Genomic DNA, 25,315 nt, shown 5'->3' with positions numbered 1-25,315 from the left:
TGATCATCACGGATGCCTTTTTGGAATACATATTCCTTCTGATTTATAACGATATGCATCTCTATTTCTCCATTCAAAAGATTCAAGCTAGTTCACGATAAGACGATACCTTTCGATTGCGTGCTAGCATGGCAAGCCATGCCGCTACAATACTAACAAGGGTCAGCATGTAGGTAAAAGTACGCACTTGCGTCACATCATCCGTTAGCGTCCTGGGAAGATAAGGGTATATGCCATAGGTATAATCCATCGTATCATTTAACAATGTCCAAAGTGCGGCTAAGCATAAAGCAATCCATTTGCAGCTAAAAAACCGTATAAACAGTAACGCTTCGACCGCCATTGCTGTGTGAGATGCTATCAGCATCCAATCCTGCCACACCATAGGCCCCCCCTGCGCAACTCCCCACAAAATAATAGCCGAAGCCCAAATGCCATACTTTACACTTGTAACGATAGCCAACGATTCCATGATCTGACGAATGACCTTCAAGCTTTTGAGATGCGGAGGATAGAGCAAAAACGCAATAGAAATCGTAAAAAATAGGCTGGCCGTCGGACTATCAGGCACAAATACAATCTGCCACGCCGGGTGATAATTCAGTGTATATTCCAGCTGTCCGCCATACCATATGTACCCATACACCGTTCCAACTAAATTACACCAGAACAGCAGCCACAAAAAGGGCCGGCTCGTCAAGAACGACCGGCTCCACAAATAAGATAACGACACGTCCTTCATCCTCCGTTCATACGACAGTTGCCTTGTACAGGCACTATCCTACAATGACTATATCATATCCAAGCGTATCAAAAAAACCTGACCGCCGTTACAGTCAGGTTTGATGATATAATCTCGAACTGGCGCTTGGTCAAAATGACCACCTTAAGCTTACCAAAAGCGTTCTAACTCATTGCTTTCAGCTCATCCGTAAGATGACGAAAAGCTACTTCATCTCCGGAGGCTAACGCCTCATCAATATCCTTGTAGAGTTTTTCACTCCGGTGTTTACGTAATGCCTCGTCCAAAACCATCTCAGCAGACAGGCCCAACATTACCTCATAAGTAACCTTCATTTTATCCATAGGATGCACCTCCAACATGAGTTTAAGAGATCCTATATTCTTTTCCTTTCGCCACATAGCTGAGTGTCGTTCGTGACATCCGCTGTAAATCTGCATCTGTCAATTCGCGCACCACTTTGGCAGGTGTACCGATAGAAAGAGTATAGGGTGGTATTTTGGTATTTTCCGTAACGACCGACCCTGCTCCTATTAAAGCATATTCACCAAGCTCCGCTCCGTTGAGTACAATGGCCCCCATACCAATTAAAGTGCCTTTGCCTATCGTACAACCGTGGATAATGGCAGCATGTCCTACCGAAATATCATCCGCCAGCAACAAGGGTTGATTCGTGTTCACATGTCCCACGACACCGTCCTGAATATTGCAGCGTTCACCGATAATGATAGGCGCCATATCCCCGCGCAGTACGGCATTAAACCATACGGAGGAATCTTGGCCGATCGTTACTTTTCCGACAATTTTTGCTCCTTCTGCCACATAGACAGATGAATGGAGTTGTGGCAAGTTTCCGTTGTAGTGAATTAGCATCAACTTCACCCTCTCATATTTTGGGTGAAATTCTATCAACATGTGTACTGCTTGTCAATGGAGCTGTACACCCGAGTCGTTTCGCCCAAGACGGCACTCTCCCGCCAACATCTGCCCCCAGGCCGTCATTTGTACAGAGGGTCCTGTCGGATGCTCACCTTGTCGAAGCATACCCAAGTGAAGCATCATTCGTATAATCCTCTGATCAAAGACCGAACGGGAGGTATCATAGTAAAACGGTCGGATCAGTGGGCCGATATGCACAAAAAGCGACTCTGAGGAAGTCCATGGCCTGGCACATTCTCCAATCCAGTAGACTAGTGAAAGCAGATTGGGTACGGCTCCTTTATACAATCTTAACCAAAACCTGAATAGCTGTATCATTTCATCCTCAATTGCGAGTTCCTGTTGTGCCTCCCCTTTTGCGGTCAGCTCAACCCTGTCTCCCTTCTCCTCAATATACTTGGAGTGCCGGGCGTAATCATACAGTAATGCCATTCGATCCGGATAAAACTTAAAAGAGGAACCATAGCCAAAACGCCATCCTCCTTTACCCAATAACGGCTCCGCAATGTGCAAATGCTCCATTAGCTGCTGCTGATTGCGACGGTACCAAGCTCCCTCAGGATTAAGCAGAACCTCATGCTGCCTCATATATTGAAGGAAAAGCCGTAAATCCTCCGCCAGTAGATGCCCTTCATCCCGGTACGACGACGGTTCGCTTACCCGGATCATTCCGTTTTGAAAGTCATGTACCATAACACGCCGAAAGCGCTCCTTCATATCCGAAGGAATTTGGTACAAATATCTCGTATTGTGCGTTGAACCATTGAACAACCAGCCGCTAGAACGTAGACGGGTCACAATATCTCGTGGTCGCTCACCAACATCTCCGTCCTGCTCGACAGACTGTTTGGCAATCGCAATCAATTCCTCCATACTGAAATAAGGTCGGTCATCGAACAATAGCGCATTCAAAAACCTTACCTCTGACAACCTCAGCTCCTTGACCTGCGTCTCAAAAAAACTACTACTGCCGAGCTTTGTCAAAATCCCTTGGATCAACTCATGCTTGGAATTAGGTTTGCAGTCACAATCGTAATACACTGCGATTCTGTTCAAATGCACAATATCCGCAAATGTCAGCATATCCGCCAGATTCATTGTTCCATCGCCTCGTCACTGGACTGTCATCCGGAAATGATTCTTACCTGTTGTACCCACAGCTTTGACGGAATCTTCAGACTCTAAACCTCTTTTTTTGCAAAGGTATAATTAAAAAACAAAAAGACCACGACTCTACGATGAGTAGAAGCCGTGGTCTTTCACAAAGTATTGGAGTTGCAGTCACTTTTTCTCTTGCAAATGCTTCGTGCAATTATATAAAAGCGGTTCCCAGTCCGCATCCTCACGCTGGAGTACACTTAGTGACAAATTGCCAATTCGTTCTGTAAATTTTTCCTGATACAGAGCCTTATACAAATTAGCCAAAAAACCGCCGTGGGAAACGATCAACAGATTCTTGTCCCGATTTTCCGTCCAAAGAGCCTCCATAAAAGCTATCGCACGAAGCTGAAGATCTGCATCGCTTTCCTGCCCTAAATCCAGCAGATGCCAGTCAACTCCCCACTTCTCTTCACGTTCGGCCTGTGTCATCCCCTCGACCTGACCATAAGCACGTTCTCTTAGTCGATCATCAGGTTCCAGCAATGGCAAATGCAGGGCAGAGGCAATAATATCCCCCGTCTCTTTCGCTCTGGAGAGACTACTGGTAATAAGCCCGTTCCATTGATAAGGCTCTTCCTTCAATCGTTCTGCCAGCAAGCGTGCCTGCCGACGCCCTTCCTCATTCAACGGAATATCACTGTGCCCCTGGATTTTACCTACCGCATTCCAATCCGTCAATCCATGTCTGATCAAGCCAATAAGCATTGTGTCAGTCCTCCGCTGTTGTGTTATTCAGGCATATAATGAATTTTATATGGAGCCCATCTGCCAGCTAATTTCTAACTCTTCTCGTCCGATGGATCCAGCCCAGAGAAAATAAAGCAAGCGCAAGTGCCAATACAGACAACAACATCCAGTATTGCGGGTAAGTAGGAACAATGCTTGCAACCAGCGGATCCATAATGCCACTATTCACATCTTTAATGTGGTATTGATACTGTGGAGATGTACTTGTAGTTTCCAGCAGGCCTGTCGGTAAAATACCCGTGTCCATGACAGGAGCCGCTTGGGGGGGATTTTCCTGAGAGGAGCTTCCATTCCAGTTCAAAAACAAAAAGCTGCACAAAAATACGGCCAAGAAGCCGGCGATCCATACAGACATATACTTACGGGCTGCTGGGTTCACACGCGCACGTCGATGCTCGCCCGGAACAAGCCACGGTGATTCTTCATAAATTCGATCCATGACTCTACGATTCATTGCCTCTAGCTTATCATCTGTTATTTCAAAGGAAATATCACGAATAGCCGATCGACTTTCTTTTGACAAATTCCAATCATTCTCTTCCGAACCATGCTCCCACCCGGCAGACGAGCTTTTGGCCCGTCTGCGCTCCGAGTCTTGTTTCGATACATTTTTGCCTGTAGCGAACAAATCCTCAGCGTCCCTGGATTTCATTGGCTGCTCATCCCTTCGTTTTCCTCATAGAGAGGCTCAAAAAAATAAGGCTCCAACTGCGTCTTCACACTGGTTCTTGCCCGGAAAAGCAATGACTTCACCGCACTGACCGTCTGTCCTAAAATAGTCGCAATCTCCTGATAATCTAATTGCTCATATTCACGCAAAATCAGCGCAGATCGCTGCTTCTCAGGCAATCTGTTGATTGCTTCACGAACCATCTCTACCTTCTCACCGCGAAGAACAGCCTGCTCCGGGATTACATCCGATGGAGCTACCGGTACATAACCGCTCTCTTCCAATGGAACCTGACCACTACGGTGCTTACGAAGCTCACTTAGCACCGTATTGCGTGCAATTGTATATAGCCAAGTGGAGAACGATGCATCTACCTCGCGAAAAGAATGCAGGCTCCGATACGCTTTATAAAACGTCTCCGAGCATAAGTCCTCAGCAATCATTTCCAGGTTCGAACTTTTCAGCATATGATAAACAAAAGCTAAAATTTTACGTTGGTGCCGCCTCATTAATTCTGAATAAACCTCAACATTACCTTGTTTGATTTCCTGAATCATCTGGGAATCTGTCATCATCCGAGTGAGACCCTCCTCGCCCATACATGTGCTGTTTTCCCGTCCGATTCTGTCTATATATACCGAACAGGCCAAAAAAAGTTGCGCCCTCTGCGCAAATGGATGAAACAGCATCATGGAACATTTGTTATTTTCTTACCCTATGTAGTGCCAACATTAACGGTGCTATCCCCAACAATATTCAATATCCAAAATGGACTTACCCATTGTACCACAAAATGGCCGCCAGTAAAAAAGTCCAAAATCCCCACGATTTCCATCAAAGGCTCCCTAACGCTGGCAGCTAATTCATTTAAACCGCTTTTCAATGGATTTTAAGTTTATTCAAGATAAATGACAAATCCAATTAAAGTGTTTCATTTAGAGCACCAATAAGGATAATTAAACAAAAAGAAAACGCTTTAAAAAAATATTGACAAAATGAAAACGTATACATATAATAAAAGTACAGTATGGTTTCTCTCCACTCCTATCCTACTCAGCTACTTTACTGAAAGTAGCTACCACCCGGGGCTTTACCCGGGTGGTCTTTTTTTTCTTTATTAATAAGTAGTAAAGGACCATTCCATCGACTCTTCAAATAACAAAAAAGCGGGAAGAGAACCTTCGCCCGCTTTAAATCTTTTCTTACTACTTCACTCCAGAAAGTATGATGCTTTTAAGGCGTCCGTAGCGGAGCGATTCATTTGAATCTGGAGAAGCGTAGCGCTCGCCTTTGCAGGGGGATTCTTTCCTTTAAAGATTTCAAATCGTCCAAAGAATCCCCCTGCAACAGCGATCGTAAGATCAAATGAATCGCGGAGCGGAGTATCTCCTTAACAAACACACATACTTTCTTCACCCTTTATACCACCACTTTATAGCCCATCGAATCCAGTAAGGTTTTGGCACGCTCCCAGTCCTGCTCTTGACGGAAGGAAAGCCTCATGATGCCAGGAACATCCTCCCGACTTTCAATGATTCGCATATTACTCAGATTAATGCTGTGATTTCCTAGTTCCATTGCAATTCTTCCGATAATCCCTGGGGTATCCGGTACATCAATATACAGATCAAACGTAGAGACAATAACTCCTTTACGACGCTCTGGCAGTTCACTACGGAAATGCCCTGCTGTCAAAAATTCGTCAGCAATTCCCTCTCCGTCTTGTGTTCTCAGCAAGTGAGTAAAACGCTCAATCTGCCCATTCCATTCTTCTAACAGGCCCAGTAAAACATCACGATTACTCAGCAAAATGTCCCGCCACACAACCGGATCACTAGAGGCTATCCGTGTAATATCACGAAACCCACCAGCAGCCAATGTACGGTACAACGGATTTTCATCATTGTGCTTTCGTACCTGATTCACCAGCGCTGCTGCAATAATATGTGGAAGATGGCTAATCGCACCGACAATATCGTCATGCATATCAGGTTGGACACGCACAACATGAGCACCGGTATATTTCAACAAGCGCTCCAGCGAGCTGTAAGCTTCCTCAGGCACACCCTCTGCAGGGGAAAGCACATAATATGCATTTTCAAACAACAACGCAGAAGCGGCCTTGACACCGGAACGCTCCGAGCCAGCCATCGGATGACCCCCGATAAAGTAAGCATTGTGCAAAGATATTTCTGATGCCTTTTTGGCAATCGCCGATTTCGTGCTACCTACGTCGGTAATAATACACCCCGCTTTAAGCGGTAACTTGCTTAACAATTCGAGATAATGCTCCAGTAAACCAACCGGAACGCATAAAAAAATAAAATCGGCATCCTTGACCGCCTCTTCAACCGAAAGAGTCGCGGTGTCCACGACACCACGGCTTAGCATCGGTTCTATCAGTTCAGGAAGATGAGCATGACCGACCACAGTAATATCCGGCTTCCCTCTAAAACAAAGTGCGAGGGACCCGCCAATCAGTCCCACGCCGAAAATGGCAATCTTCATCTATTATCAAATCCCATCTGCGGAAATTATAGGCGTACTTTCGCCGCTTCCGCCCCCAGGACCTGTTCCAGCGCACGAATAAACAACTCATTTTGCGGCTGTGATCCAACCGACACCCTAATATATGTCGGATATTTGTGATGACCTGCGCGAATAATCACACCTTTACGAAGCAACTCCTGAAATACCTCACCGGATGGACGACGTACGTCCAGCATAATAAAATTACCATGTGCCGGGAAAGACTCCAGCCCCAAACGCTTCAGCTCATTTTGCAAATAAGCTCTACCCTCTGCATTACGATCCCGACATTCCTGAACAAATTCCTGATCTTCCAAGGCAGCAATGGCCGCAGCCTGTGCTACCCGTGAAGTATTAAATGGCTCACGAACCTGATTGATCAAGCGAATGGTTGCCTCGGCTCCCATACCATATCCGATACGTAGCGAAGCCAGACCATAGATTTTGGAGAAGGTACGCAGTACAACCAAATTTTCATAAGCTGACAACAAGCGAATGCCGTCTGGATACGAACGATCTATTACAAACTCAGCGTAGGCTTCATCCAGCACCACCATGATATGCTTTGGCACTTGGTTCAGAAACGCAATCAGCTCAGCTTCGGGTACAATCGTTCCCGTCGGATTATTTGGATTACAGATCCAAATAATTTTTGTACGGTCATTGATATGAGACAGCATGGCATCCAAATCATGTACACCGTCACGCAAAGGCACCTCAACTGCAACTGCTCCCTCAATTTCCACGTTACTTTTATAGACGGAAAATGTCTGATCAGCCATGATGCTTTCTTCCCCTGGAAGGAGGAATGCACGCGTAATCAACGCAATAATTTCGTCAGAGCCACAGCCATAGATAAATTGTTCTTCTTTTAATCCCGTCCGTTTAGCTAGTGCCTGTGTCAGAGCAACTGCACTTCCATCAGGATATACACTGATGTTAGCAAACTCCTGCTGAATGGCCTGCAACACTTTGGGAGAGCTGCCATACGGATTCTCGTTTGAGGCGAGCTTGATTACTTCATCGAGTCCCAGCTCACGTTTCACATCCTCAATCGGTTTACCGGGCTGATATACTGGCAAATGTACAATATGCGGTTTAGGTTGCATGCCCCTTCCTCCTCTATCCAATCAGAACTAAATTAAATATTTTATATTTGACACCCATTACTGCTTTAATTGTGCCACAAAATCGCGAATTTGCAAAAGTCCTTCTTCTCTGCGTGCAGAATCCTCCAGCAATGGAATGGCTTCCTCCACCTGTCGCACAATGGCACTGCCAACCACAACTCCATCGCAAATGTCTGAAAACCGGACAACCTGCTCACGATTTGAAATACCAAAGCCTATCGCCACCGGAACATCCGTATGCCGTTTGACCTGCGCGATAAAGCCCTCTATACCTTCAAAAAAAGAAGCTCTTTCTCCGGTTACACCCAGCGAAGATACACAGTACACAAATCCTCGGGCCTGACGGGCAATTCGTTCGATCCGTTGTTCAGACGTTGGGGCTACCAGCGGAATCAGATGCACACCTACCTCTGCTGCCCGTCCTCCCAGCTCCTCTGCTTCTTCAAGCGGAAGATCCGGAATAATCAGACCACTGATACCGTACTCCTGCAAGCCTGCAAAGAAAGCATCCATCCCCATCTGCAATACAGGATTATAATATGTGAACAGAATAAAAGGCAGGCTTGAACCTGCCGCCCTAGCCAGAGACGCTGTCTCCATACAGGTGCGGATTGAAATTTGCCGTTTCAGTGCACGTTCAGACGCACGCTGAATCACAGGGCCGTCAGCCAACGGGTCCGAATAAGGTACGCCTAGTTCCAATATATCGGCTCCGGCTGACTCTAACTGCCGAATGATCTCTATCGTGGTATCCACATCCGGGTCGCCTACCGTCAGAAAAGGAATTAATGCCGTTTTGCCTTCATGTTTAAGGCGTTCAAACGCCTGATCAATTAAATTCATGACGGATTTCCCCCTAAATACTTGATAATGGAGTCCACATCTTTATCCCCACGCCCAGACAAACAAATAACGATAATATCATCTGAAGTCAACGTAGGTGCCAGCTTGGCGACCTGTGCAACGGCATGTGCCGACTCTAATGCAGGCAGTATTCCTTCGGTACGGCAAAGGAGCTGAAGTGCACCCAGCGCTTCCTGATCAGTAATCGGGACATATTGGGCCCGCTCAATATCTTTTAGGTATGAATGCTCCGGTCCAACACCTGGATAATCCAGTCCAGCCGAGATGGAATGCGCAGGTTGCACTTGTCCGTACTCATCCTGAAGCAGATAACTCATAGAGCCTTGGAAGACTCCTTGCGTCCCCTTGCTCATGGTAGCTGCATGGAATTCCGTCTCGACGCCTTTTCCAGCAGCCTCCACGCCAATCAAAGCAACACCTTGATCCTCTATGAAAGGATAAAACATACCGATAGCATTGCTTCCGCCACCGATCGCTGCCACAACAACATCCGGAAGTCTGCCTTCCTTCTCCAAGATCTGACGGCGTGTTTCATCGCCTATCACACGCTGGAAATCCCGCACCATCATCGGATACGGATGCGGACCGACAGCCGAACCCAAAATATAGAACGTGTCATGAACATGGCTCACCCAATAACGTAAAGCTTCATTCCCGGCATCCTTAAGTGTACGTGTACCCGATGTCACCGGAATCACTTCCGCACCCAAAAGCTGCATCCGAAATACGTTCAACTGCTGGCGAACCGTATCCTCTTCGCCCATAAACACTTTGCATTCCAATCCGAGCAATGCAGCTACGGTAGCCGTTGCGACACCATGCTGTCCTGCACCTGTTTCGGCAATGACCTTCTGTTTACCCATACGCTTTGCCAGCAATCCCTGGGCCAATGCATTATTAATTTTGTGGGCGCCAGTATGGTTTAAATCTTCGCGCTTCAAGTAAATTTTTGCCCCGCCCAGATGTTGGCTCAGACGCTCCGCATGATAAAGCGGAGTTTCCCGACCCGAATAGTCTTTTAGAAGTCCGTTCAACTCTGCTTTAAATTCAGGATCATCCGCGTATTTTCGGTAGGATTCCTCCAATTCAATCAGTGCGTTCATCAACGTTTCCGGTACAAAACGTCCGCCAAATGTTCCAAAACGTCCGTTGTTATCAGGTAATTGTGTCATGCCTGCTTCACCCTTTCTACGAATGCTGTGATTTTTGCAATGTCCTTGACTCCGTTCGTCTCTACACCGCTGGAAACATCCAGCCCGTCGGGATGATACTCGCTAATCAGCTTTTCTGCGTTATCGGCAGTCAGCCCCCCAGCTACAAACAGAGGGATTCCGTGTTGATGAGTCCAAGCCTGATAGGCGGGAATTCGATCCCACGCAAACGTTTTTCCAGAACCGCCACCATACAGGGGATCATAGGTATCCAGCAGTAAAGCATCAATCGTCCCAACGTAGGCCTCCAGTTCGTCCGCCCGGCGTTCTGCCTGGCCCTTCACCGTCTGCTCTTGATTGTGCACAGACCAAGCCTTGAATACCTGTATGCCGAAATGTTCCTTAAGCTCCCGGCAACGCTGCGGACTCTCCTGTCCATGCAACTGAATGACATCCAATGGTGCTTTCTCCATCACATCGTTTAACAGTGCATCGTCAGGGTTCACAAATACGCCCACGCTGCGCGGTCTGCTGCCCGAGGCCCATTTATCCAATACGCGAAGCAACTCTCCAGCATGTGCGCCGTCAATCCGGCGCTTGCTGTCAGCAAACACAAAACCTATATAATCGACCGGTAAGTTTACCATAGATTTTAGCACTTCAACGCTTTGAAGTCCACAAATTTTTACGCCCGTTTTGTTCATGCTTTAACCCCGTCCATCAATTCGACTACAGCCTGTCCTACATCTTCCTTACGCATCAGATGCTCCCCTACAAGAATGCCGTGCGCACCTACCGAATGCAGATACTTAACATCTTCCGGTCCTGCAATGCCGCTTTCGCTGATGAATGTAACCCCTTTTGGGATCAGTGAGATCAGCTCCTCTGTCGTCTGGAGACGGGTCTCAAATGTCCGAAGATTGCGATTGTTCACACCAACTAAGGTCGCTGTACCCAGATCCAGCACTGCTTTAAGTTCCTCACTGTCATGCACCTCTACCAACGCATCCAGCCCAAGATCCTTGGCGATTTGCAAGAATGACCCTAAAACATGGGGTTCCAATATCGCGGCAATCAATAGTACCGCATCCGCTCCCAATAGACGAGCTTCATAGATTTGCCGTTCATCAATGATAAAATCTTTTCGCAGCAGCGGAATTTTCACTTGATCGCGAATTTGCTGTAAATATTCAGGACTCCCCTGAAAATACGTAACATCTGTCAGTACAGAAATGCAATCGGCTCCTGCTCCCTCATATGCACGCGCAATATCCACCGGATGGAAATTGGGTCGAATCAACCCTTTGGACGGAGAAGCCTTCTTTACTTCAGCAATCAGCCCGAGCGGACGGTTGCGTCCGCTAGCGATCGCATTTTCAAATCCTCTCGTCACAGGTAAATCTGCAATTAAGCGTTCGGCTTTATTAATCTCAAAATGCTGCTTAAGCTGCTCCACTTCTTGTCGCTTCGTCACCACAATTTTATCAAGATACATATTGATATTCCCCCGTTGCCTGTATTAATTGATCCAGCTTGGAAAGAGCCAATCCAGAGTCGATGGCTTCTGCCGCTCGCGCTACTCCGTCTGTTAAGGTAGCTGCTGCGCCTGAGACATAAATACACGCTCCTGCATTCGCTAGCACAACATCACGATAAGCTCCATGCTCTCCGTTCAAAATTCGCCGTATGATCTCTGCGTTAACCTGTGCATCGCCGCCCAACACCTGATCGAGAGAATGTGTCTGCAAGCCCAGATCGGACGGATGAAGCTCGAACGTGTGAACCTTGCCGTCCTTGAGCTCGGATACTCGTGTGGCGGCCGAAATACTAATTTCATCTAGCCCATCCAAACTGCTGACGACCATGGCTCGTTTGGAGCCAAGCTGGTTCAATACCTCGGCAATCACTTCCGTTTTGCCAACATCATAAATACCCAGCAACTGCCGATCCGCACCAGCCGGATTCGTCAATGGACCGAGCATATTGAATACCGTCCGCACACCTAGCTCGCGGCGCGGTGCTGCGGCATGCTTCATAGACGGATGATACAGCTGTGCGAATAAAAAGCAGATCCCGATGCGGTCCAGACACGAGCGAGCCTGATCACTTGTCAAATGAATGTTGACTCCGAGTGCCTCCAGGACATCAGCGCTCCCGGCACGGCCACTTGCAGAGCGGTTGCCGTGCTTGGCTACCCGTACAGAAACCGAAGCCGCGATAATAGCGGAAATGGTGGAAATATTAAACTTGTGAATACCCGAACCCCCGGTGCCGCATGTATCCAGTAGACGACTGTTCCCCTCCCCAGCTTGCACTGGACTAGCGTAATTGCGCATTGCTTCGGCAAAACCGGTGATTTCATCTACCGTCTCTCCCTTGAGGCGAAGAGCCGTCAGGAGCCCGCCGATTTGCGCCTGTGTAGCACTCCCACTCATAATCTGTTCCATCACGCTACGGGCCTCCGTACGCGAAAGATGCTGTCCTTCAATGATCCGGCTTAACCCTACTTGTATCATGTCATGTCGTTCCATTGTCGTCTCCTCCTCAGAATCAGATTTTTGTGTTACGGAGTGTACAAATAATCTTGGTTGATGACGCTGTTGTAAGGCTGTGTCGTTGCTGGAAACATCGCTTCCGCCGTGCGGATTGCTTTGAGCAGTGCCTTTGCTTTGTTCACCGTCTCCTGATACTCGCTTTCCGGTACCGAGTCCCACACAATTCCAGCCCCTGCCTGGACATAGGCCCGGTTCTTTTTAAACACAATTGTGCGAATCGTAATGCAAGCATCCATATTGCCTGAGAAGCCCAAATATCCAATTGCTCCTGCATAGGTTCCGCGTGCTTCCCGCTCCAGCTCAGCAATAATCTCCATCGCCCGTAGCTTTGGAGCTCCGGATACGGTGCCGGCCGGCAGGCAAGACAGAAAAGCATCGAAGAAATCTTTGTCCTCACGCAGTTCGCCCGACACATTCGATACAATGTGCATCACGTGGGAATAGCGTTCAATCTCCATAAATGTATCGCATTTTACGGTGCCAAACTGGGATACACGTCCCAGATCATTTCTTCCCAGATCTACCAACATCAGATGCTCTGCACGTTCTTTTTCATCCTTCAACAATTCTTCAGCAAGCGCCGCATCTTCGGTTTCCGTTACGCCACGCGGTCTCGTTCCTGCAATCGGTCGGGTCTCTACACGGCCGTTTTCCACCTTGACGAGTGCCTCCGGCGAAGTGCCTACGATGATCTCGTCATCCATTTTCAGATAATACATATATGGCGACGGGTTCATCGTGCGCAGCACGCGGTATACCTGTAGTGGAGAGGCCTCTGTATCGATGTGAAAACGCTGGGACAGTACAACCTGAAAAATATCACCGGAGCGGATATACTCCTTTGCCTGCTCCACGTTTGATATAAACTGTTCCTTTGTCACATTGGATTGGATCTCACCCAGTTCCACATCATCAGGAATGGAGGCAGAGCCTAATCGCTCCGGTGGGGACTGCTTGCGCAGATACTGCGCCGTGTTCTCCAACTTGCGTTCCACATCTGCATAAGCAGCACGAATGTCCTCCTCGCGGAACCCTTCACCTATATGAACATTGCCAACCAGCAAAATTTGCTGTTTCACATGATCAAAGACAATGACTTGATCGCAAAACATAAAACGAATATCATCCATATTCAAATCATCTACCGAGTGCTCTGGCAGCTTTTCGTAGTATTGAAGCAGGTCATATCCAAAAAATCCGATAGCCCCGCCTGTAAATGGAGGCATGTCTTTCAGTTTCGGACTACGGTATTTACGAAGTAATGCTTTGAGCGCTTCAATCGGCTTGTCGCTTAATATTTGCCGTTTACCGTGTTGTTCCAAAATCAATCGACCTTTTTTACCTGAGACCATCAGAAATGGGTCTGTTCCGATGAAGGAATGTCGCGCCCACTGCTCGCCTCCCTCTACACTCTCCAGCAGAAAGGCACGGTCCCGCTCAGCATACCGACGGAAAATCCGAATCGGCGTCTCCATATCAGCCAGCACTTTTTTGTACACAGGAATCAGGTTAAATTCATTCGCCATCGCTATCACTTGCTCCACATGCGGCGTTAACATGAGATCACTTCCTTTCCAAATTGGCGCAGAACCCAATGGAGAGAATAAAAAAGCCTCTACCCGTAAGGTAGAGGCTGTCAGTTATTGAAATTATAAGAATGCTCCATATGTAAAATGATCACAGCAAATAGAAAAGCATACACTTATCCCTTTTGCATAACCGCGCAGGTTACCTCAAATAAGCTTCTCTATAGAAGAAGGTCTCTTCACGGACAAAAGCTTACCCGCTACCGCTGGTCTCTGTAATCTCATATGGAATTGGCTAGACTACACTCTTCTCATCTCAACTCTGCTCTGGCTAACTCTACTCTACTCAACTCTGCTACACACACTATATCTCATGGAATGTTACTTTGGCAACCATCAACTTAAAAAATGGACGATTATTTCCCTTGGGAAGCCAGATCCGGTCTTAGCATCTGTGCTCCGTTCAAATATACATGTTTCATTTCACGCTGAGATTTATCGGTATTCACCTGTACCATCAAACGGATGCACTTGGGCAAGCTACCAGCTACAGGAATTTCTAATGCACACATGAGCGGAACCATGTCCCAGCCGTCAAGCTGACGGATGGCCATGGCTGGAAAGGCAGCATCCAGGTCATGGGTCACCGTTATCCATACATTACTAATATCCTCCGGCTGAATTTCATTATAGGATACAATTTCCTCCAGTAGTTGGCTTGTTGCTTCCAAAATTTCGTTTGCTTCATTATTCGTCACGGTCGTCGCGCCACGAATTCCACGATTGTACATCGTTACGCCTCCTCTTTTAACTGTTCAATGACTTCCCGGATGTAAGAGACGGAAATATCCTTCACAACCTCCACACGCCCAATACTGCGTGGGACAACGAAAGTAATGCTGCCTTCTTTGAATTTTTTGTCATGCATCATCGCTTCGAGCAGTCGATCTGTATCGAGATGTGACGGAAGAGAAGTCGGTAAGCGCAGCGATGACAGCATTTCCTTCGTTTCGTTTACCAAAGAAGGATCTGCCCCCAGCTTCACACCCAGTAGTGCCGAGCCAACCATACCAATAGAAATGGCTTCCCCGTGTAAAAACTCACCATATCCCGCAATCGCTTCAATCGCATGCCCAATCGTATGGCCTAAGTTTAAAATAGCGCGCAAATCATTTTCTCGTTCATCGCGCGATACAACTTCGGCTTTAATGGAGCATCCCTTCTCCAGCCCGTACTCCAGTGCCGTCGCATCCAGTCCGAGCAAATCCGTCGAATGTTCACGGCACCACTGAGCAAAATCAGCATCCCAGATCAAGCCATGCTTGATCATTTCAGCAAGCCCCGCAGATACCTCGCGAGGAGGTAATGTTGACAACGTATCTACGTCATACAGTACGAGTTCCGGTTGATGAAAGGCTCCTATCATATTTTTCGCCAAAGGATGATTGATGCCGACCTTACCACCCACGCTGCTGTCATGGGCAAGGATAGTAGTTGGAACCTGTACGAACTTGATGCCTCTCATAAAAGATGCCGCCACAAATCCAGCCAAATCACCCACCACACCACCACCAAGAGCGATAACAGCTGAATTGCGATCCAAACCGCCCTCAATGGCTGCTGTTATACCTCGCTCAAATACAGCAAGCGACTTGGATGTTTCACCTGGCTTAACGACAAATGATACCGTTTTGTACCCCGCCTCTTGAAGATTGCTTTCCAATGTTGCCAAGTAGAATCCCGCTACATTTTCGTCTGAAACAATCAATAATGGGCTTTTTTGTGCAATTCCTCGTTCCTTCAACGACTCTCCGGCTTGATGCAGCAACCCACGTCCGATAAGAATAGGATAAGAACGTTCGCCAAGCTGTACCGTCAGCGTACTCATCTTAGTATTGCTCCAGTTGTTGTTCATAGGATGCAATATTCGCACGGATTTCTTCAATTGAATCCCCGCCGAATTTCTCTAGTAAAGCTTTGGCTATCTCCCAAGCTACCACATGCTCCATGACTACGCTTGCCGCTGGTACCGCACATGCATCCGAACGCTCAACCTGTGCAGTGAACGCTTCTTTCGTATCAATGTCAACGCTTTGCAGCGGCTTATAAAGTGTGGGAATTGGCTTCATAACGCCACGAACCACCACTGGCATTCCGTTGGTCATGCCACCCTCAAAACCACCCAAACGATTCGTACGACGGTGATATCCACGTTCCTCATCATATAAAATCTCGTCATGCACCTGTGAACCGCGCAATTCTCCTGCTTCAAACCCAATGCCGATTTCCACACCTTTAAATGCATTGATCGACATGACGCCTTGTGCGATACGTGCATCCAACTTCCGATCATACTGTACATGACTGCCCAGACCAATCGGAACACCTTCCACGATACATTCCACTACACCACCGACGGAGTCACCTTCTTGCTTGATCAGGTCAATGTAGGCTTCCATTTTCTTCTCCGTTTCTGGATCGGTTACTCTTACCGAAGAAGCTTCTGTTACGGCAATCAGTTCATCAATCGGCAAATCGCGATAAGGAGCTTCGATTTCACCAATGCGGATGACCTGACCTGCCACCTTGATCCCGAACTCAGCCAGCAATTGACGAGCCAACCCGCCACATGCCACACGAATTGCTGTTTCCCGTGCACTAGAGCGTTCCAACACGTTACGAAGATCCTTCAGGTTGTATTTCATTCCGCCATTCAAATCCGCATGACCCGGACGCGGCCGATGAACCCGACGCTTTTCTTCATCACTGCCTTCAATAGGCTCAATATTCATAATATTCTGCCAGTGCTTCCAATCGTTATTTTCCACAACTAGTGCAATTGGTGCACCTGTGGTATATCCGTGACGTACGCCACCAGCAATCTTCGCCGTATCTTTTTCAATCTGCATACGCCGCCCCCGTCCATATCCTTTCTGACGACGGTGCAATTGAAAATTCAATTCTTCAAAATCCAATTTCAAATTACTCGGCATACCCTCTACAATGGCAGTTAGCTGGGGACCATGCGTTTCCCCCGCGGTTAAATAACGTAAACTCATGACGCGTTCCCCCTTTAAACTGTTAAACTGTGCATCGCTAAAATCTTTAACTGTGCTTCATTATAGTATACGCACCTTTCTTTGACAAGAAAAGCCACGTCTGAGGCAGATAAACAAAAAAACACGTCCCTCAGCCAGAAGAGCTAAAGGACGTGCGCTGTTGATAAGCCAGCCATCCATTACTTAAGAATAGAAATAAGTTCCTACGAAACGATGGATGATATGTACAGGCTTATGCTTTTTTGCGATAAAAAAAGGTTTCAGTCGATTCCAGCCCATATTGGTTAGGAGAAAAGATTTGCTCGGTACTGCCGACAAATAAAACACCGCCGGGACGAAGGCTGGCAGCAAACTTTTGATACAACGCATGTTTGGCCTCTTCTGTAAAATAAATCATAACATTTCGACAGATAATGAGATCATACCCATCCTCAAACCGATCCAGCAGCAAGTTTTGCTTTTGAAATTTCACAGCCTGTTTTAGACGGTCATCAATCCGATACATGGCACCGTCTGGTTTAAAATATTTGCTAGCTACCTGCTCAGGCACATCCTTGAGCGAACGCTCCAAATATTTACCTTCCTTGGCTTTAGCCAATGCACCATCATCAATGTCGGAAGCTGTAATAGAGCAATTCCCTAAAATCCCTTTACCGTCGAGAACCATAGCCAAGCTATAGGGCTCTTCACCAGTCGAGCAGGCCGCACTCCACAGCTTAAGCTTCTGCTTTCCCACAAGCAGCTGTGGCAAAATGATATCCCGCAGCACTTCCCACCGATTGGGGTTTCGCCAAAACTCGGAAACATTGATCGTCATACGATCCAGAAATTCATAGAATAGAGGTTTTTCCTTCATCATGGCATCATAAAAAGAAACAAAACTGGGAAACCCGTTTTTGTTGCGAAGCGTCGTTAACCGCCTTTTCATCTGTGCTTCTTTGTATTGTGCAAGATCAATACCTGTGCTGTCCTTGATTTTGCGGATAAACGCTGTGTAATCGGGGTCCGTCTGACCCAGTTCCAGATCTGTCATGCTACCATCCTTCTTCATACGTAATTAAACTTACACCCAGGTCGCTACAGTTTTTTCATACCGAACCAATTCTTCCGGTGTGAAAAAATTTGCAATCTCGCGCTCTGCGCTCTCCGGTGAATCTGAACCATGAATGAGGTTAAACGGTGTATGTGCAGCAAAGTCTCCACGAATGGTGCCCGGAAGAGCCTCTGTTACTTGTGTTTTACCAATCAGCAAGCGGGAAAGCGTAACAATGTTATCCCCTTCCCAAACCATGGCAAATACAGGTCCTGATGTGATAAAGCCTACAAGCTCTTCAAAAAAAGGCTTGCCCACATGCTCCGCATAATGCCGCTCTGCTTGTTCTCTAGATACCTGCACAAGCTTGCCAGCCGCCATTTTGAAGCCCTTGTCTTCCAAACGACTGACAATACGTCCAATCAGTCCGCGTTGTACACCATCCGGTTTAACCATCAAAAACGTACGATCCATCGGCTCACTCCCAATCCAATCTAATGTATTTATACAGTACTAATCTGTATTGTAACAGAAAGATTGGAAACGGTTAAAGTATTTTGTCACAGCAAACCTAAAATACAACTTTAGTAGGAGCGGCGTGTTACAAAATGAGCAATGTCGCGCAGCGTCTTTTTTGTTTTGACATCTGGTAGTAAGTCCAGCGCGTTCAGCGCTTTATTAATATATCGGTCAGCGAGAATTTCAGCTTTAGCGATTCCTTCACTTTTTTTGATCATATCCACCGCTTTACGGGCGTCTCCTTGCCCGTCCCCATCCTGAATTCGCCGAATTTCAGCCAGTAGATCATCCCGCAGTTCGGGTTGTTCAAGCGCATAAATGACCGGAAGTGTAATATTGCCCTGTCTCATATCACTGCCTGGCGGCTTGCCGATCTTTTTTTCTGTTCCACACAGATCAAGTAAATCATCCTGAATTTGAAAAGCCATACCTACGTTATAGCCATAGCTGTACAACAGTGAGTTGACTCTTTCCCGTGCTCCTGCAGCCATAGCTCCCAACTGGCAGCTGACCGCAATCAACAATGCTGTTTTGCGCCGTATGCGAAGCAAGTAATTGCGTACACTCTGATCCACATTAAAAAAATCACGTATTTGTTCCATTTCACCAATCGACATCTGCACCAACGCCTTAGACAGCACTCGGTGAATATCGGGATTCGGCAGCCCAGCAGCAATAGATAGTGCGCGTGCATATATGTAGTCTCCGGTGTACATAGCCACCCGATTGTCCCATTTGGACTTCACGGTGGGTTGGCCGCGTCTCATTTCCGCATCGTCAATCACATCGTCATGAACGAGAGAGGCAGAATGAATCAGTTCCAGAGGTACCGCTATGCGCTTGAGCTTGTCCAGATCATATTCTCCAAACTTGCCCCCCAGCAATACAAATACGGGACGCAAACGCTTGCCCCCTGCTTTAAGCAGATGAAGCGACGTATCATTAATCAACGGCTCCCTACTGTCAATGCTGCGGTACAGCTCTTCTTCTATGAAGTTCATATCCTTTTTTAATAAACCGAACAAATCCAATCGTTTCATTCTTTCACCCGTGTCAGCGTATTGTCACTCCAGAGAAGCGGCTTCACTCGTCGGTCAAGCAGCCCCAGTTCATATGCATACTTAAAATAAAGCTCTAAACCTTGTTGTTGCTTCTCTCCAAAATCATAACACAGATTCGTAAAGTAGCGCTCCCAATAATCTTCTGAACCTCCAATTTCCTTGCAAGCTTCAGAAATAACAGGTGTCAGGTCAGACAGACTACGCTGTTTGCTTACGCGGAACGCACTCGCAATTTCAGCCACTGCAGCGGGATTCTGAGCAGCAACAGCACGTCGAACTGCCCATACAGCAAAGGTCATACTATAGCCCGTCCAGCGTTTCCACTCTTCCCCGAGGTCGGTTACGTACAGGCCCTCACTTCGCCAGGAAGCCTTGATCGCGTGATCTCCAATCAGCAGCCCTGCATCTGCCTGTTCCAGCATCAAATCAAGATCCGGTTCACAATCAAAGTAAGTAGGCTGACCTTCCCATGCCTTTTGCATCAAAATTTTCAACAAGTTCACCGATGTGGCTGAAGTATTCGTCAGTGCAATGGTGCCGTTAATGATTTCATTTAGCGGCTTACGTGAAAATAGTAAAATGGATTGGACTGGACCGTCTGCACTAACGGATAAATCGGGCAACAGCAGCATTTCCTCAGCACCTGATGCATACGCAAAGGAGGACATCGCACTCATATCCAAACTCCCTTTCAGCATGCCTCGATTCAATTCAGCCGGAACTTTGGAAACCATCTCCGCCGAATGGAGAAGCTCTGAAGGATTAAAGTAATGAAAAATAGGCCAGGCGTTTGTATATTTAATTTTTCCGATTGTGATTGTCTTGGTGTCCGGTATCGGCATCGGAATCCCCCCATCTCGTAAACAGTTGATGTTCTATACGCAAGCTGTCTAATACTTTGCCTACGAGGAACAGTACAATATCATCCAGCGTCTTTGGATGAAAATAAAAAGCTGGCATGGCCGGAATCATTTTGACGCCGAGTCTCGCAAGCTTAAGCATATTCTCCAAATGAATAGCATGTAGCGGTGTCTCACGAGGCACAAGGATTAGCGGACGACCTTCCTTCATCATCACATCTGCTGCACGTGCCATGAGATTATCAGACGAACCGTGCGCTACCGCTGACAACGTCCCCATCGAGCACGGCATGATAATCATGGCATCTACTAAATAAGAGCCACTCGCTATTGAAGCTCCAATATCTGTGAACGGATGGTATACAAGAGAACCGGGACGGCCTCCGAATTGTTCATTCAAAGCTCCTTCCCGGTCGGTCACATTCCAGCCCAGCTCCTCTTTCAGTACCCGCCAGCCAGCATTAGAAACAATCAGGTGAACTGTATACTGCAAGTCCAGCAGTGTCTCTACTAGTCGTACACCATAAATACTTCCGCTCGCACCTGTAATGCCAATAACGATTCGTTTGCCTTGATGGTTGCTCACCTGATTATTCATTAGTATTGACGCACCACCAAATCAATCAGTGTAAAAGCAAATACGACAATGCTAAGTACACCGTTCATAGTAAAGAATGCTGTCTGCAAACGACTCAAATCTTTTGGAGATACGATATAGTGCTCATAAAATAAAATAATGTATGAAATAATCATGCCCGCCAGATACCACCAGCTTAAATCTGCGATAAAGAACAGCACAATAAATCCGATCGCCGTAATGACATGGAACACACGGGCGATGTTCAGAGCACCTGCTACACCAAAACGGGCAGGAATAGAATAAACCCCTTCGCTCTGGTCAAAATCAATATCCTGACAAGCATAAATAACATCAAAGCCAGCGGTCCAAAATGCAATCGTGAGATAAAGTACGATAGCAGTTAAATCCATTTGTCCCGTCACTGCAACCCACGCGCCTAGCGGCGCCAAACCAATGGTCAAACCAAGTACAAAGTGGCAAAGCCAAGTAAAACGCTTGGTGTAAGAGTAAAAAACAAGCATAAAAAAGGCCAGCGGGAACAGCTTGAACGCCAGCGGACTTAACTTGAATGAGGCCCAAAATAACAACAACAAGCTAACGATGATGAAAATCACCACTTCGCTCGATTTGAGCAGCCCTGCCGGAATAGCGCGTCCTGCTGTACGCGGATTTTTCCCGTCAATCACACGGTCAATCATACGATTGAAGCCGAAGGCTGCGCTACGTGCGCCAACCATAGCCAGCAAGATCCAACCGATCTGCGGCCATGAGGGAAGGTTATCCGTCACGACAACTGACCCCAATACAGCCCCCATAAATGCAAATGGGAGCGCAAATAAAGTATGTTCAATTTTAATCATTTCCAAAAAAATAGCAATTTTCTTAAACATGCTGACTCTCCTTGATTCCAATATGCAATGCCGCAATGCCTCCGGTGAGAGAATGAGCCTGAACATCCTTTAATCCGACTTCACGAAAGATGTCAGCCAGTTCATCCCTTCCTGGAAAAAGCGCCAACGAATCAGGGAGCCATTTGTACTGCTCATAACGTTTGGCGAACAATTTGCCGAGCATGGGCAAGATGTGTTGAAAATATGCGTAGTAAATTCCCTTGAACGGCTGCCAAGTAGGTTTGGACAACTCCAAACATACGACCTGCCCACCAGGCTTGACGACACGTTGCATTTCCTGCAACACGCGGCGCAAATCAGGTACGTTGCGAAGACCGAAACCAATCGTCGCATAATCAAATGAATTGTCTTCAAAAGGTAGATCCATCGCGTTGCCTCGTACAAGCTTGATTTGCTTTTCGCGGGATTCTGATGTAATCTTGCGCTCGCCAACATTTAGCATGTTCTGGCTAAAATCCAATCCTACGATGTGACCACTTTCACTTGCACGCGCCATCGCAAGCGTCCAGTCACATGTCCCACAACAAAGGTCGATTGCCGTATCGCCGTGATGCATGTTCATTTTTTTCATTGTAAATTTCCGCCAAGCCTTATGTCTACGAAAGCTCAGTATATCGTTCATCAAATCGTATTTACCGGCTATACTTTCAAACACGCCATGAACGAATTGCTCTTTCGGCTTGGTGTCGCTTGATCCCATGACGTTCACCTAACCTTCCCTCACAACCGGGTGCGAACTGTTTAGCAGCTTCAGGAAAGGCTCAAGCATGCATTCAAATTCCTCAATCCCCGTGTTTTGTTCATCTGACAGGGTCTGCCGGATGTGTGTAGCAGCCGTGCGAAGCTTGTCCAGTATCGCATCCTCGGCTTTGTATTTCAGCACAAGCTTACGCCAAACTGCTGTTTCAGTACCACCCTCTGAAAGCAGTGCCTGCTCATGCTGGTCTCCGTTACCGTAAATATGCCAGAACATATATCCGAAACGGGACTTGTCTGGTTCTGCCCGTTTCTCCCATTCCTCCACCAGCGTGTCACAGACAGCGAATTCATTAAGAAGCTGCTTCCAGACTTCCTGATCCTGTTCTGCAATAAGTGAAGTCAATGATAAAAAAAGCTCCTGTTTGAAGCAAACCATCTGAGATAAATACTGAGCGGCATTCAATCGATAATGCTTCATCTCCCAGTATAAGCTCATTTTCCCTGCGTTCACTTCACATACAGCATCACTCAGCTTCGAAATGGCCTCGATTCGGCCTGCCAGTGCAAGTAGCTGATAAAAACGGCTGCTGAAGTAGTCACCGGCTAACACTTTCAGCTGTCTGGAACGCATCTCTTCCGGACTTCGTATACCGGATAAAGTATCAATCATATCATGCGTATCCAGTCCCATCTGCACAAGTGATGTAACCAAAGCGTACAGTTCATCCTCACTGGCATGCAGCCCTTGCGCATTCCGGTTCAAAAACTCAAACAGCAAACGGGTACGGCTGTCAGGAAAAGCCGGCATTTCCGTATGTTGTTGAATCATGTCGTATTCCACATATTTCCTTGCTAATTGAGGTACGCGATACGGTTTCATCCTAAGCCTCCGAGCCATGACTTTCTGGTATACTCAAATAATTGCAATGCCTTATATTATATCACAATTTAAAATGATTCGCGACTAAAGTACTGTAGGTCCAGCGGTAGAAACATCTAGTTTGTATATACACCGCTAAACCTGTTTTGCCACATAGGCGTTACTGTAATGCGGAAACGAGATTTCAAATCTTCTGGCAGTTCAGCGCCTTCCCGATTTCTAAGTTGTTCCAATGCCTCGTTCGTCCACTCGTTCCGGCGTATATCGGATGCCAGCAGCAAATGGCGTTCTCCTGACCATTCGTCCTGCGTCACCACCCGCAACAGCAATTGCCGTACATTCGTCGTTCCGTAAAAGCTAAAGGCGGCAAGCTCCGCCATGTTTTGATAAATCTCCAGTGGTGTGGTTTCTTCCTTGGACAGCTTAACATCGATGGTCAGGACTGAATGTTCCCAGCTTACACTTGTAATCGGTGTGGTTAATGGAAGCTCATTCAGTGTGTCTACCAGATTGTCATCCGTCAGCAGTACTCGTTGCTGGGGCGAAATTGTCGCCTGTGTTTCACGAACTGCTGCGGTACCCGAGTCCAGCATCTGTAAGGACGGCAGCAATATTGCTGCTGCGGTGGTTATGAGAATGGAACCACCGAGTACAATCCAAGGTTTCATCAGAGCCTCCCCTGACCCCTACCCCATAATGTGGGTTTGCTACGGTAAAGGTCCTCACTCTCATTGTACAACAAAAAAAAGCAGGCTATGCCTGCATTTTACTCCTCCGTATCTACAACACCGTGCTTGGTCATCACCACGGCCTTGCCGCGAATTTTGATGGCAGAAGTATGATCCGTAAATTGAACGATCATCACCTCGCCCTTGTCCAATTTTTCTGAGTGATGCAGGCGTGTATCCTGACCTCTCGTCAGACCAAAAACCTGGCATCCATTGCTTTTTGCTTTAATTACGACGTACTCACTGCTGCCCGTCACATTATCTTCCATGTCCTTTTCCTCCCTGAGAGCCGAAGCTATATTTTTATGATGGAGATTTAAGCTTGTTTTGTCAACTACCTGCTTCCCACGCTGCCTGCAACAATTAGTGCTTCCTGTGCCATACTATCTGTGCAGTCCCATCTATTAACGAAAGGAACGGATCGGATGGAAAACTATCGTCCCGCCAATCTCAGTCCTGCTCAGATAGAGCAGCTTCAACGGCTGGAACATGAATTTGCCGAGCTGACAGGTAAACCCCTGGTGCTGATTGCTTATGCCTCGCGAAACGGCAAGACACCTTCCTCTTCTTCAGTCCATAGCACCTCTACCACAAAGTAAATAGGACAAAAAGAAAAGGCCGTGAATCAAATTCACGGTCCTTTCAGCGCATTGGGAATATGTAAGAAATCTTATTTAATTCCGTCTTTGAGCGCTTTACCCGGTTTGAATGCCGGAATTTTGCTCGCAGGGATTTCGATTTCTTCTCCTGTTTGCGGGTTACGTCCTTTACGTGCGGAACGTTCACGAACCTCAAAGTTCCCGAAACCTACCAGTTGTACCTTGTCTCCGTTTTGCAGTGCTCCAGCGATCGCTTCAAATACTGCATCGATTGCTTTGGTTACGTCCTTTTTGGACAATTCAGTGCTCTCAGAAACCTGATTGATCAAATCCGTTTTATTCAACATATTCACCTCCCAATTCAAGTGTAGT

The 25,315-nt window shown here is 47.0% G+C and carries 30 protein-coding genes; 1 reads left to right on the top strand and 29 read right to left on the bottom strand.

The window, feature by feature from the left end:
• Positions 1 to 82 precede the first annotated feature (82 nt).
• The 28 genes from MMB75_RS04375 to mtrB all read right to left on the bottom strand — a co-directional run bounded on the left by MMB75_RS04375 (position 83) and on the right by mtrB (position 24,613).
• The gene (locus MMB75_RS04375; RefSeq protein WP_031461661.1) at positions 83 to 733 is read right to left on the bottom strand and encodes a DUF1405 domain-containing protein; all 651 of its coding nucleotides are present in this window, start codon (positions 731 to 733) and stop codon (positions 83 to 85) included.
• A 173-nt stretch (positions 734 to 906) separates the two neighbouring features.
• A complete protein-coding gene (locus MMB75_RS04370) occupies positions 907 to 1,086 on the bottom strand; it encodes an IDEAL domain-containing protein (protein WP_013371655.1) in 180 nt (59 codons plus the stop codon).
• 22 nt (positions 1,087 to 1,108) lie between these two features.
• Positions 1,109 to 1,615, bottom strand: coding sequence for a gamma carbonic anhydrase family protein (locus tag MMB75_RS04365; RefSeq protein WP_016822194.1), 507 nt, complete (start codon positions 1,613 to 1,615; stop codon positions 1,109 to 1,111).
• 54 nt (positions 1,616 to 1,669) lie between these two features.
• Positions 1,670 to 2,779 (bottom strand): hypothetical protein, encoded by a 1,110-nt coding sequence (locus tag MMB75_RS04360; RefSeq protein WP_031461662.1) that lies wholly within the window; start codon positions 2,777 to 2,779, stop codon positions 1,670 to 1,672.
• 183 nt (positions 2,780 to 2,962) lie between these two features.
• Positions 2,963 to 3,547 carry a histidine phosphatase family protein gene (locus tag MMB75_RS04355; protein ID WP_031461663.1) on the bottom strand — a complete coding sequence of 195 codons (585 nt, stop codon included), beginning with the start codon at positions 3,545 to 3,547 and terminating at the stop codon, positions 2,963 to 2,965.
• A gap of 67 nt (positions 3,548 to 3,614) precedes the next feature.
• Complete coding sequence (locus MMB75_RS04350; RefSeq protein WP_013371659.1) at positions 3,615 to 4,241, bottom strand: hypothetical protein; 627 nt, start codon at positions 4,239 to 4,241, stop codon at positions 3,615 to 3,617.
• Positions 4,238 to 4,834, bottom strand: coding sequence for an RNA polymerase sigma factor (locus MMB75_RS04345; RefSeq protein WP_013310707.1), 597 nt, complete (start codon positions 4,832 to 4,834; stop codon positions 4,238 to 4,240). The genes MMB75_RS04350 and MMB75_RS04345 overlap by 4 nt, the downstream gene beginning before the upstream one ends.
• A gap of 844 nt (positions 4,835 to 5,678) precedes the next feature.
• On the bottom strand, positions 5,679 to 6,767 hold the full coding sequence (locus MMB75_RS04340) for a prephenate dehydrogenase (RefSeq protein WP_019687857.1): 1,089 nt from the start codon (positions 6,765 to 6,767) through the stop codon (positions 5,679 to 5,681).
• Positions 6,768 to 6,793: 26 nt separating this feature from the next.
• Positions 6,794 to 7,897 (bottom strand): histidinol-phosphate transaminase, encoded by a 1,104-nt coding sequence (hisC, locus tag MMB75_RS04335; protein WP_017427553.1) that lies wholly within the window; start codon positions 7,895 to 7,897, stop codon positions 6,794 to 6,796.
• Positions 7,898 to 7,954: 57 nt separating this feature from the next.
• Positions 7,955 to 8,761, bottom strand: a complete 807-nt coding sequence (trpA, locus tag MMB75_RS04330; protein WP_025365127.1) for a tryptophan synthase subunit alpha — start codon at positions 8,759 to 8,761, stop codon at positions 7,955 to 7,957.
• Entirely contained in the window at positions 8,758 to 9,954 is a 1,197-nt protein-coding gene (gene trpB / locus MMB75_RS04325; RefSeq protein WP_031461664.1) for a tryptophan synthase subunit beta, read from the bottom strand. Before trpB ends, trpA begins: the two co-directional genes overlap by 4 nt.
• The gene (locus tag MMB75_RS04320; RefSeq protein ID WP_031461665.1) at positions 9,951 to 10,637 is read right to left on the bottom strand and encodes a phosphoribosylanthranilate isomerase; all 687 of its coding nucleotides are present in this window, start codon (positions 10,635 to 10,637) and stop codon (positions 9,951 to 9,953) included. Before MMB75_RS04320 ends, trpB begins: the two co-directional genes overlap by 4 nt.
• Positions 10,634 to 11,428 (bottom strand): indole-3-glycerol phosphate synthase TrpC, encoded by a 795-nt coding sequence (gene trpC, locus MMB75_RS04315; protein WP_016822202.1) that lies wholly within the window; start codon positions 11,426 to 11,428, stop codon positions 10,634 to 10,636. The genes MMB75_RS04320 and trpC overlap by 4 nt, the downstream gene beginning before the upstream one ends.
• Positions 11,418 to 12,464 (bottom strand): anthranilate phosphoribosyltransferase, encoded by a 1,047-nt coding sequence (trpD, locus tag MMB75_RS04310; protein ID WP_016822203.1) that lies wholly within the window; start codon positions 12,462 to 12,464, stop codon positions 11,418 to 11,420. The genes trpC and trpD overlap by 11 nt, the downstream gene beginning before the upstream one ends.
• Before the next feature lie 32 nt (positions 12,465 to 12,496).
• Positions 12,497 to 14,047 carry an anthranilate synthase component I gene (gene trpE / locus MMB75_RS04305; protein ID WP_016822204.1) on the bottom strand — a complete coding sequence of 517 codons (1,551 nt, stop codon included), beginning with the start codon at positions 14,045 to 14,047 and terminating at the stop codon, positions 12,497 to 12,499.
• Positions 14,048 to 14,430: 383 nt separating this feature from the next.
• Positions 14,431 to 14,805 (bottom strand): chorismate mutase, encoded by a 375-nt coding sequence (aroH, locus tag MMB75_RS04300; RefSeq protein ID WP_016822205.1) that lies wholly within the window; start codon positions 14,803 to 14,805, stop codon positions 14,431 to 14,433.
• A 2-nt stretch (positions 14,806 to 14,807) separates the two neighbouring features.
• On the bottom strand, positions 14,808 to 15,902 hold the full coding sequence (aroB, locus tag MMB75_RS04295; RefSeq protein ID WP_016822206.1) for a 3-dehydroquinate synthase: 1,095 nt from the start codon (positions 15,900 to 15,902) through the stop codon (positions 14,808 to 14,810).
• 1 nt (position 15,903) lies between these two features.
• Positions 15,904 to 17,073: a chorismate synthase gene (gene aroC, locus MMB75_RS04290; RefSeq protein WP_019687864.1), complete on the bottom strand. Its 1,170-nt coding sequence runs from the start codon at positions 17,071 to 17,073 to the stop codon at positions 15,904 to 15,906.
• 232 nt (positions 17,074 to 17,305) lie between these two features.
• Positions 17,306 to 18,106 (bottom strand): CheR family methyltransferase, encoded by an 801-nt coding sequence (locus tag MMB75_RS04285; protein ID WP_013371673.1) that lies wholly within the window; start codon positions 18,104 to 18,106, stop codon positions 17,306 to 17,308.
• Positions 18,107 to 18,136: 30 nt separating this feature from the next.
• Positions 18,137 to 18,580, bottom strand: a complete 444-nt coding sequence (gene ndk / locus MMB75_RS04280) for a nucleoside-diphosphate kinase (RefSeq protein WP_013371674.1) — start codon at positions 18,578 to 18,580, stop codon at positions 18,137 to 18,139.
• A gap of 110 nt (positions 18,581 to 18,690) precedes the next feature.
• Positions 18,691 to 19,665 (bottom strand): polyprenyl synthetase family protein, encoded by a 975-nt coding sequence (locus MMB75_RS04275; protein WP_016822208.1) that lies wholly within the window; start codon positions 19,663 to 19,665, stop codon positions 18,691 to 18,693.
• Positions 19,662 to 20,528, bottom strand: a complete 867-nt coding sequence (locus tag MMB75_RS04270) for a menaquinone biosynthetic enzyme MqnA/MqnD family protein (RefSeq protein ID WP_016822209.1) — start codon at positions 20,526 to 20,528, stop codon at positions 19,662 to 19,664. The genes MMB75_RS04275 and MMB75_RS04270 overlap by 4 nt, the downstream gene beginning before the upstream one ends.
• Positions 20,485 to 21,144 carry a UbiX family flavin prenyltransferase gene (locus MMB75_RS04265; RefSeq protein WP_016822210.1) on the bottom strand — a complete coding sequence of 220 codons (660 nt, stop codon included), beginning with the start codon at positions 21,142 to 21,144 and terminating at the stop codon, positions 20,485 to 20,487. Before MMB75_RS04265 ends, MMB75_RS04270 begins: the two co-directional genes overlap by 44 nt.
• Positions 21,144 to 22,016, bottom strand: coding sequence for a UbiA-like polyprenyltransferase (locus MMB75_RS04260; protein ID WP_016822211.1), 873 nt, complete (start codon positions 22,014 to 22,016; stop codon positions 21,144 to 21,146). The genes MMB75_RS04265 and MMB75_RS04260 overlap by 1 nt, the downstream gene beginning before the upstream one ends.
• Positions 22,009 to 22,737 carry a demethylmenaquinone methyltransferase gene (locus MMB75_RS04255; protein WP_017427546.1) on the bottom strand — a complete coding sequence of 243 codons (729 nt, stop codon included), beginning with the start codon at positions 22,735 to 22,737 and terminating at the stop codon, positions 22,009 to 22,011. The genes MMB75_RS04260 and MMB75_RS04255 overlap by 8 nt, the downstream gene beginning before the upstream one ends.
• A 9-nt stretch (positions 22,738 to 22,746) precedes the next feature.
• Entirely contained in the window at positions 22,747 to 23,616 is an 870-nt protein-coding gene (locus tag MMB75_RS04250) for a heptaprenyl diphosphate synthase component 1 (protein WP_016822213.1), read from the bottom strand.
• 116 nt (positions 23,617 to 23,732) lie between these two features.
• The gene (locus MMB75_RS04245) at positions 23,733 to 24,284 is read right to left on the bottom strand and encodes a hypothetical protein (protein WP_016822214.1); all 552 of its coding nucleotides are present in this window, start codon (positions 24,282 to 24,284) and stop codon (positions 23,733 to 23,735) included.
• Positions 24,285 to 24,382: 98 nt separating this feature from the next.
• On the bottom strand, positions 24,383 to 24,613 hold the full coding sequence (gene mtrB / locus MMB75_RS04240) for a trp RNA-binding attenuation protein MtrB (RefSeq protein WP_013371682.1): 231 nt from the start codon (positions 24,611 to 24,613) through the stop codon (positions 24,383 to 24,385).
• 156 nt (positions 24,614 to 24,769) lie between these two features.
• On the opposite strand from mtrB, the gene MMB75_RS04235 reads away from it, so the two are divergent.
• On the top strand, positions 24,770 to 24,943 hold the full coding sequence (locus MMB75_RS04235) for a hypothetical protein (RefSeq protein ID WP_186290444.1): 174 nt from the start codon (positions 24,770 to 24,772) through the stop codon (positions 24,941 to 24,943).
• A 71-nt stretch (positions 24,944 to 25,014) separates the two neighbouring features.
• On the opposite strand, the gene MMB75_RS04230 is transcribed toward MMB75_RS04235, so the two are convergent.
• Entirely contained in the window at positions 25,015 to 25,287 is a 273-nt protein-coding gene (locus MMB75_RS04230) for an HU family DNA-binding protein (protein WP_014599981.1), read from the bottom strand.
• Positions 25,288 to 25,315: the final 28 nt, after the last annotated feature.

The organism is Paenibacillus sp. P2(2022), assembly GCF_029522175.1.
GTDB classification, from domain to species: domain Bacteria; phylum Bacillota; class Bacilli; order Paenibacillales; family Paenibacillaceae; genus Paenibacillus; species Paenibacillus polymyxa.
The sequence above is the reverse complement of the archived record's forward strand: the minus strand, read 5'-3'. Positions and strand labels throughout refer to the sequence as shown.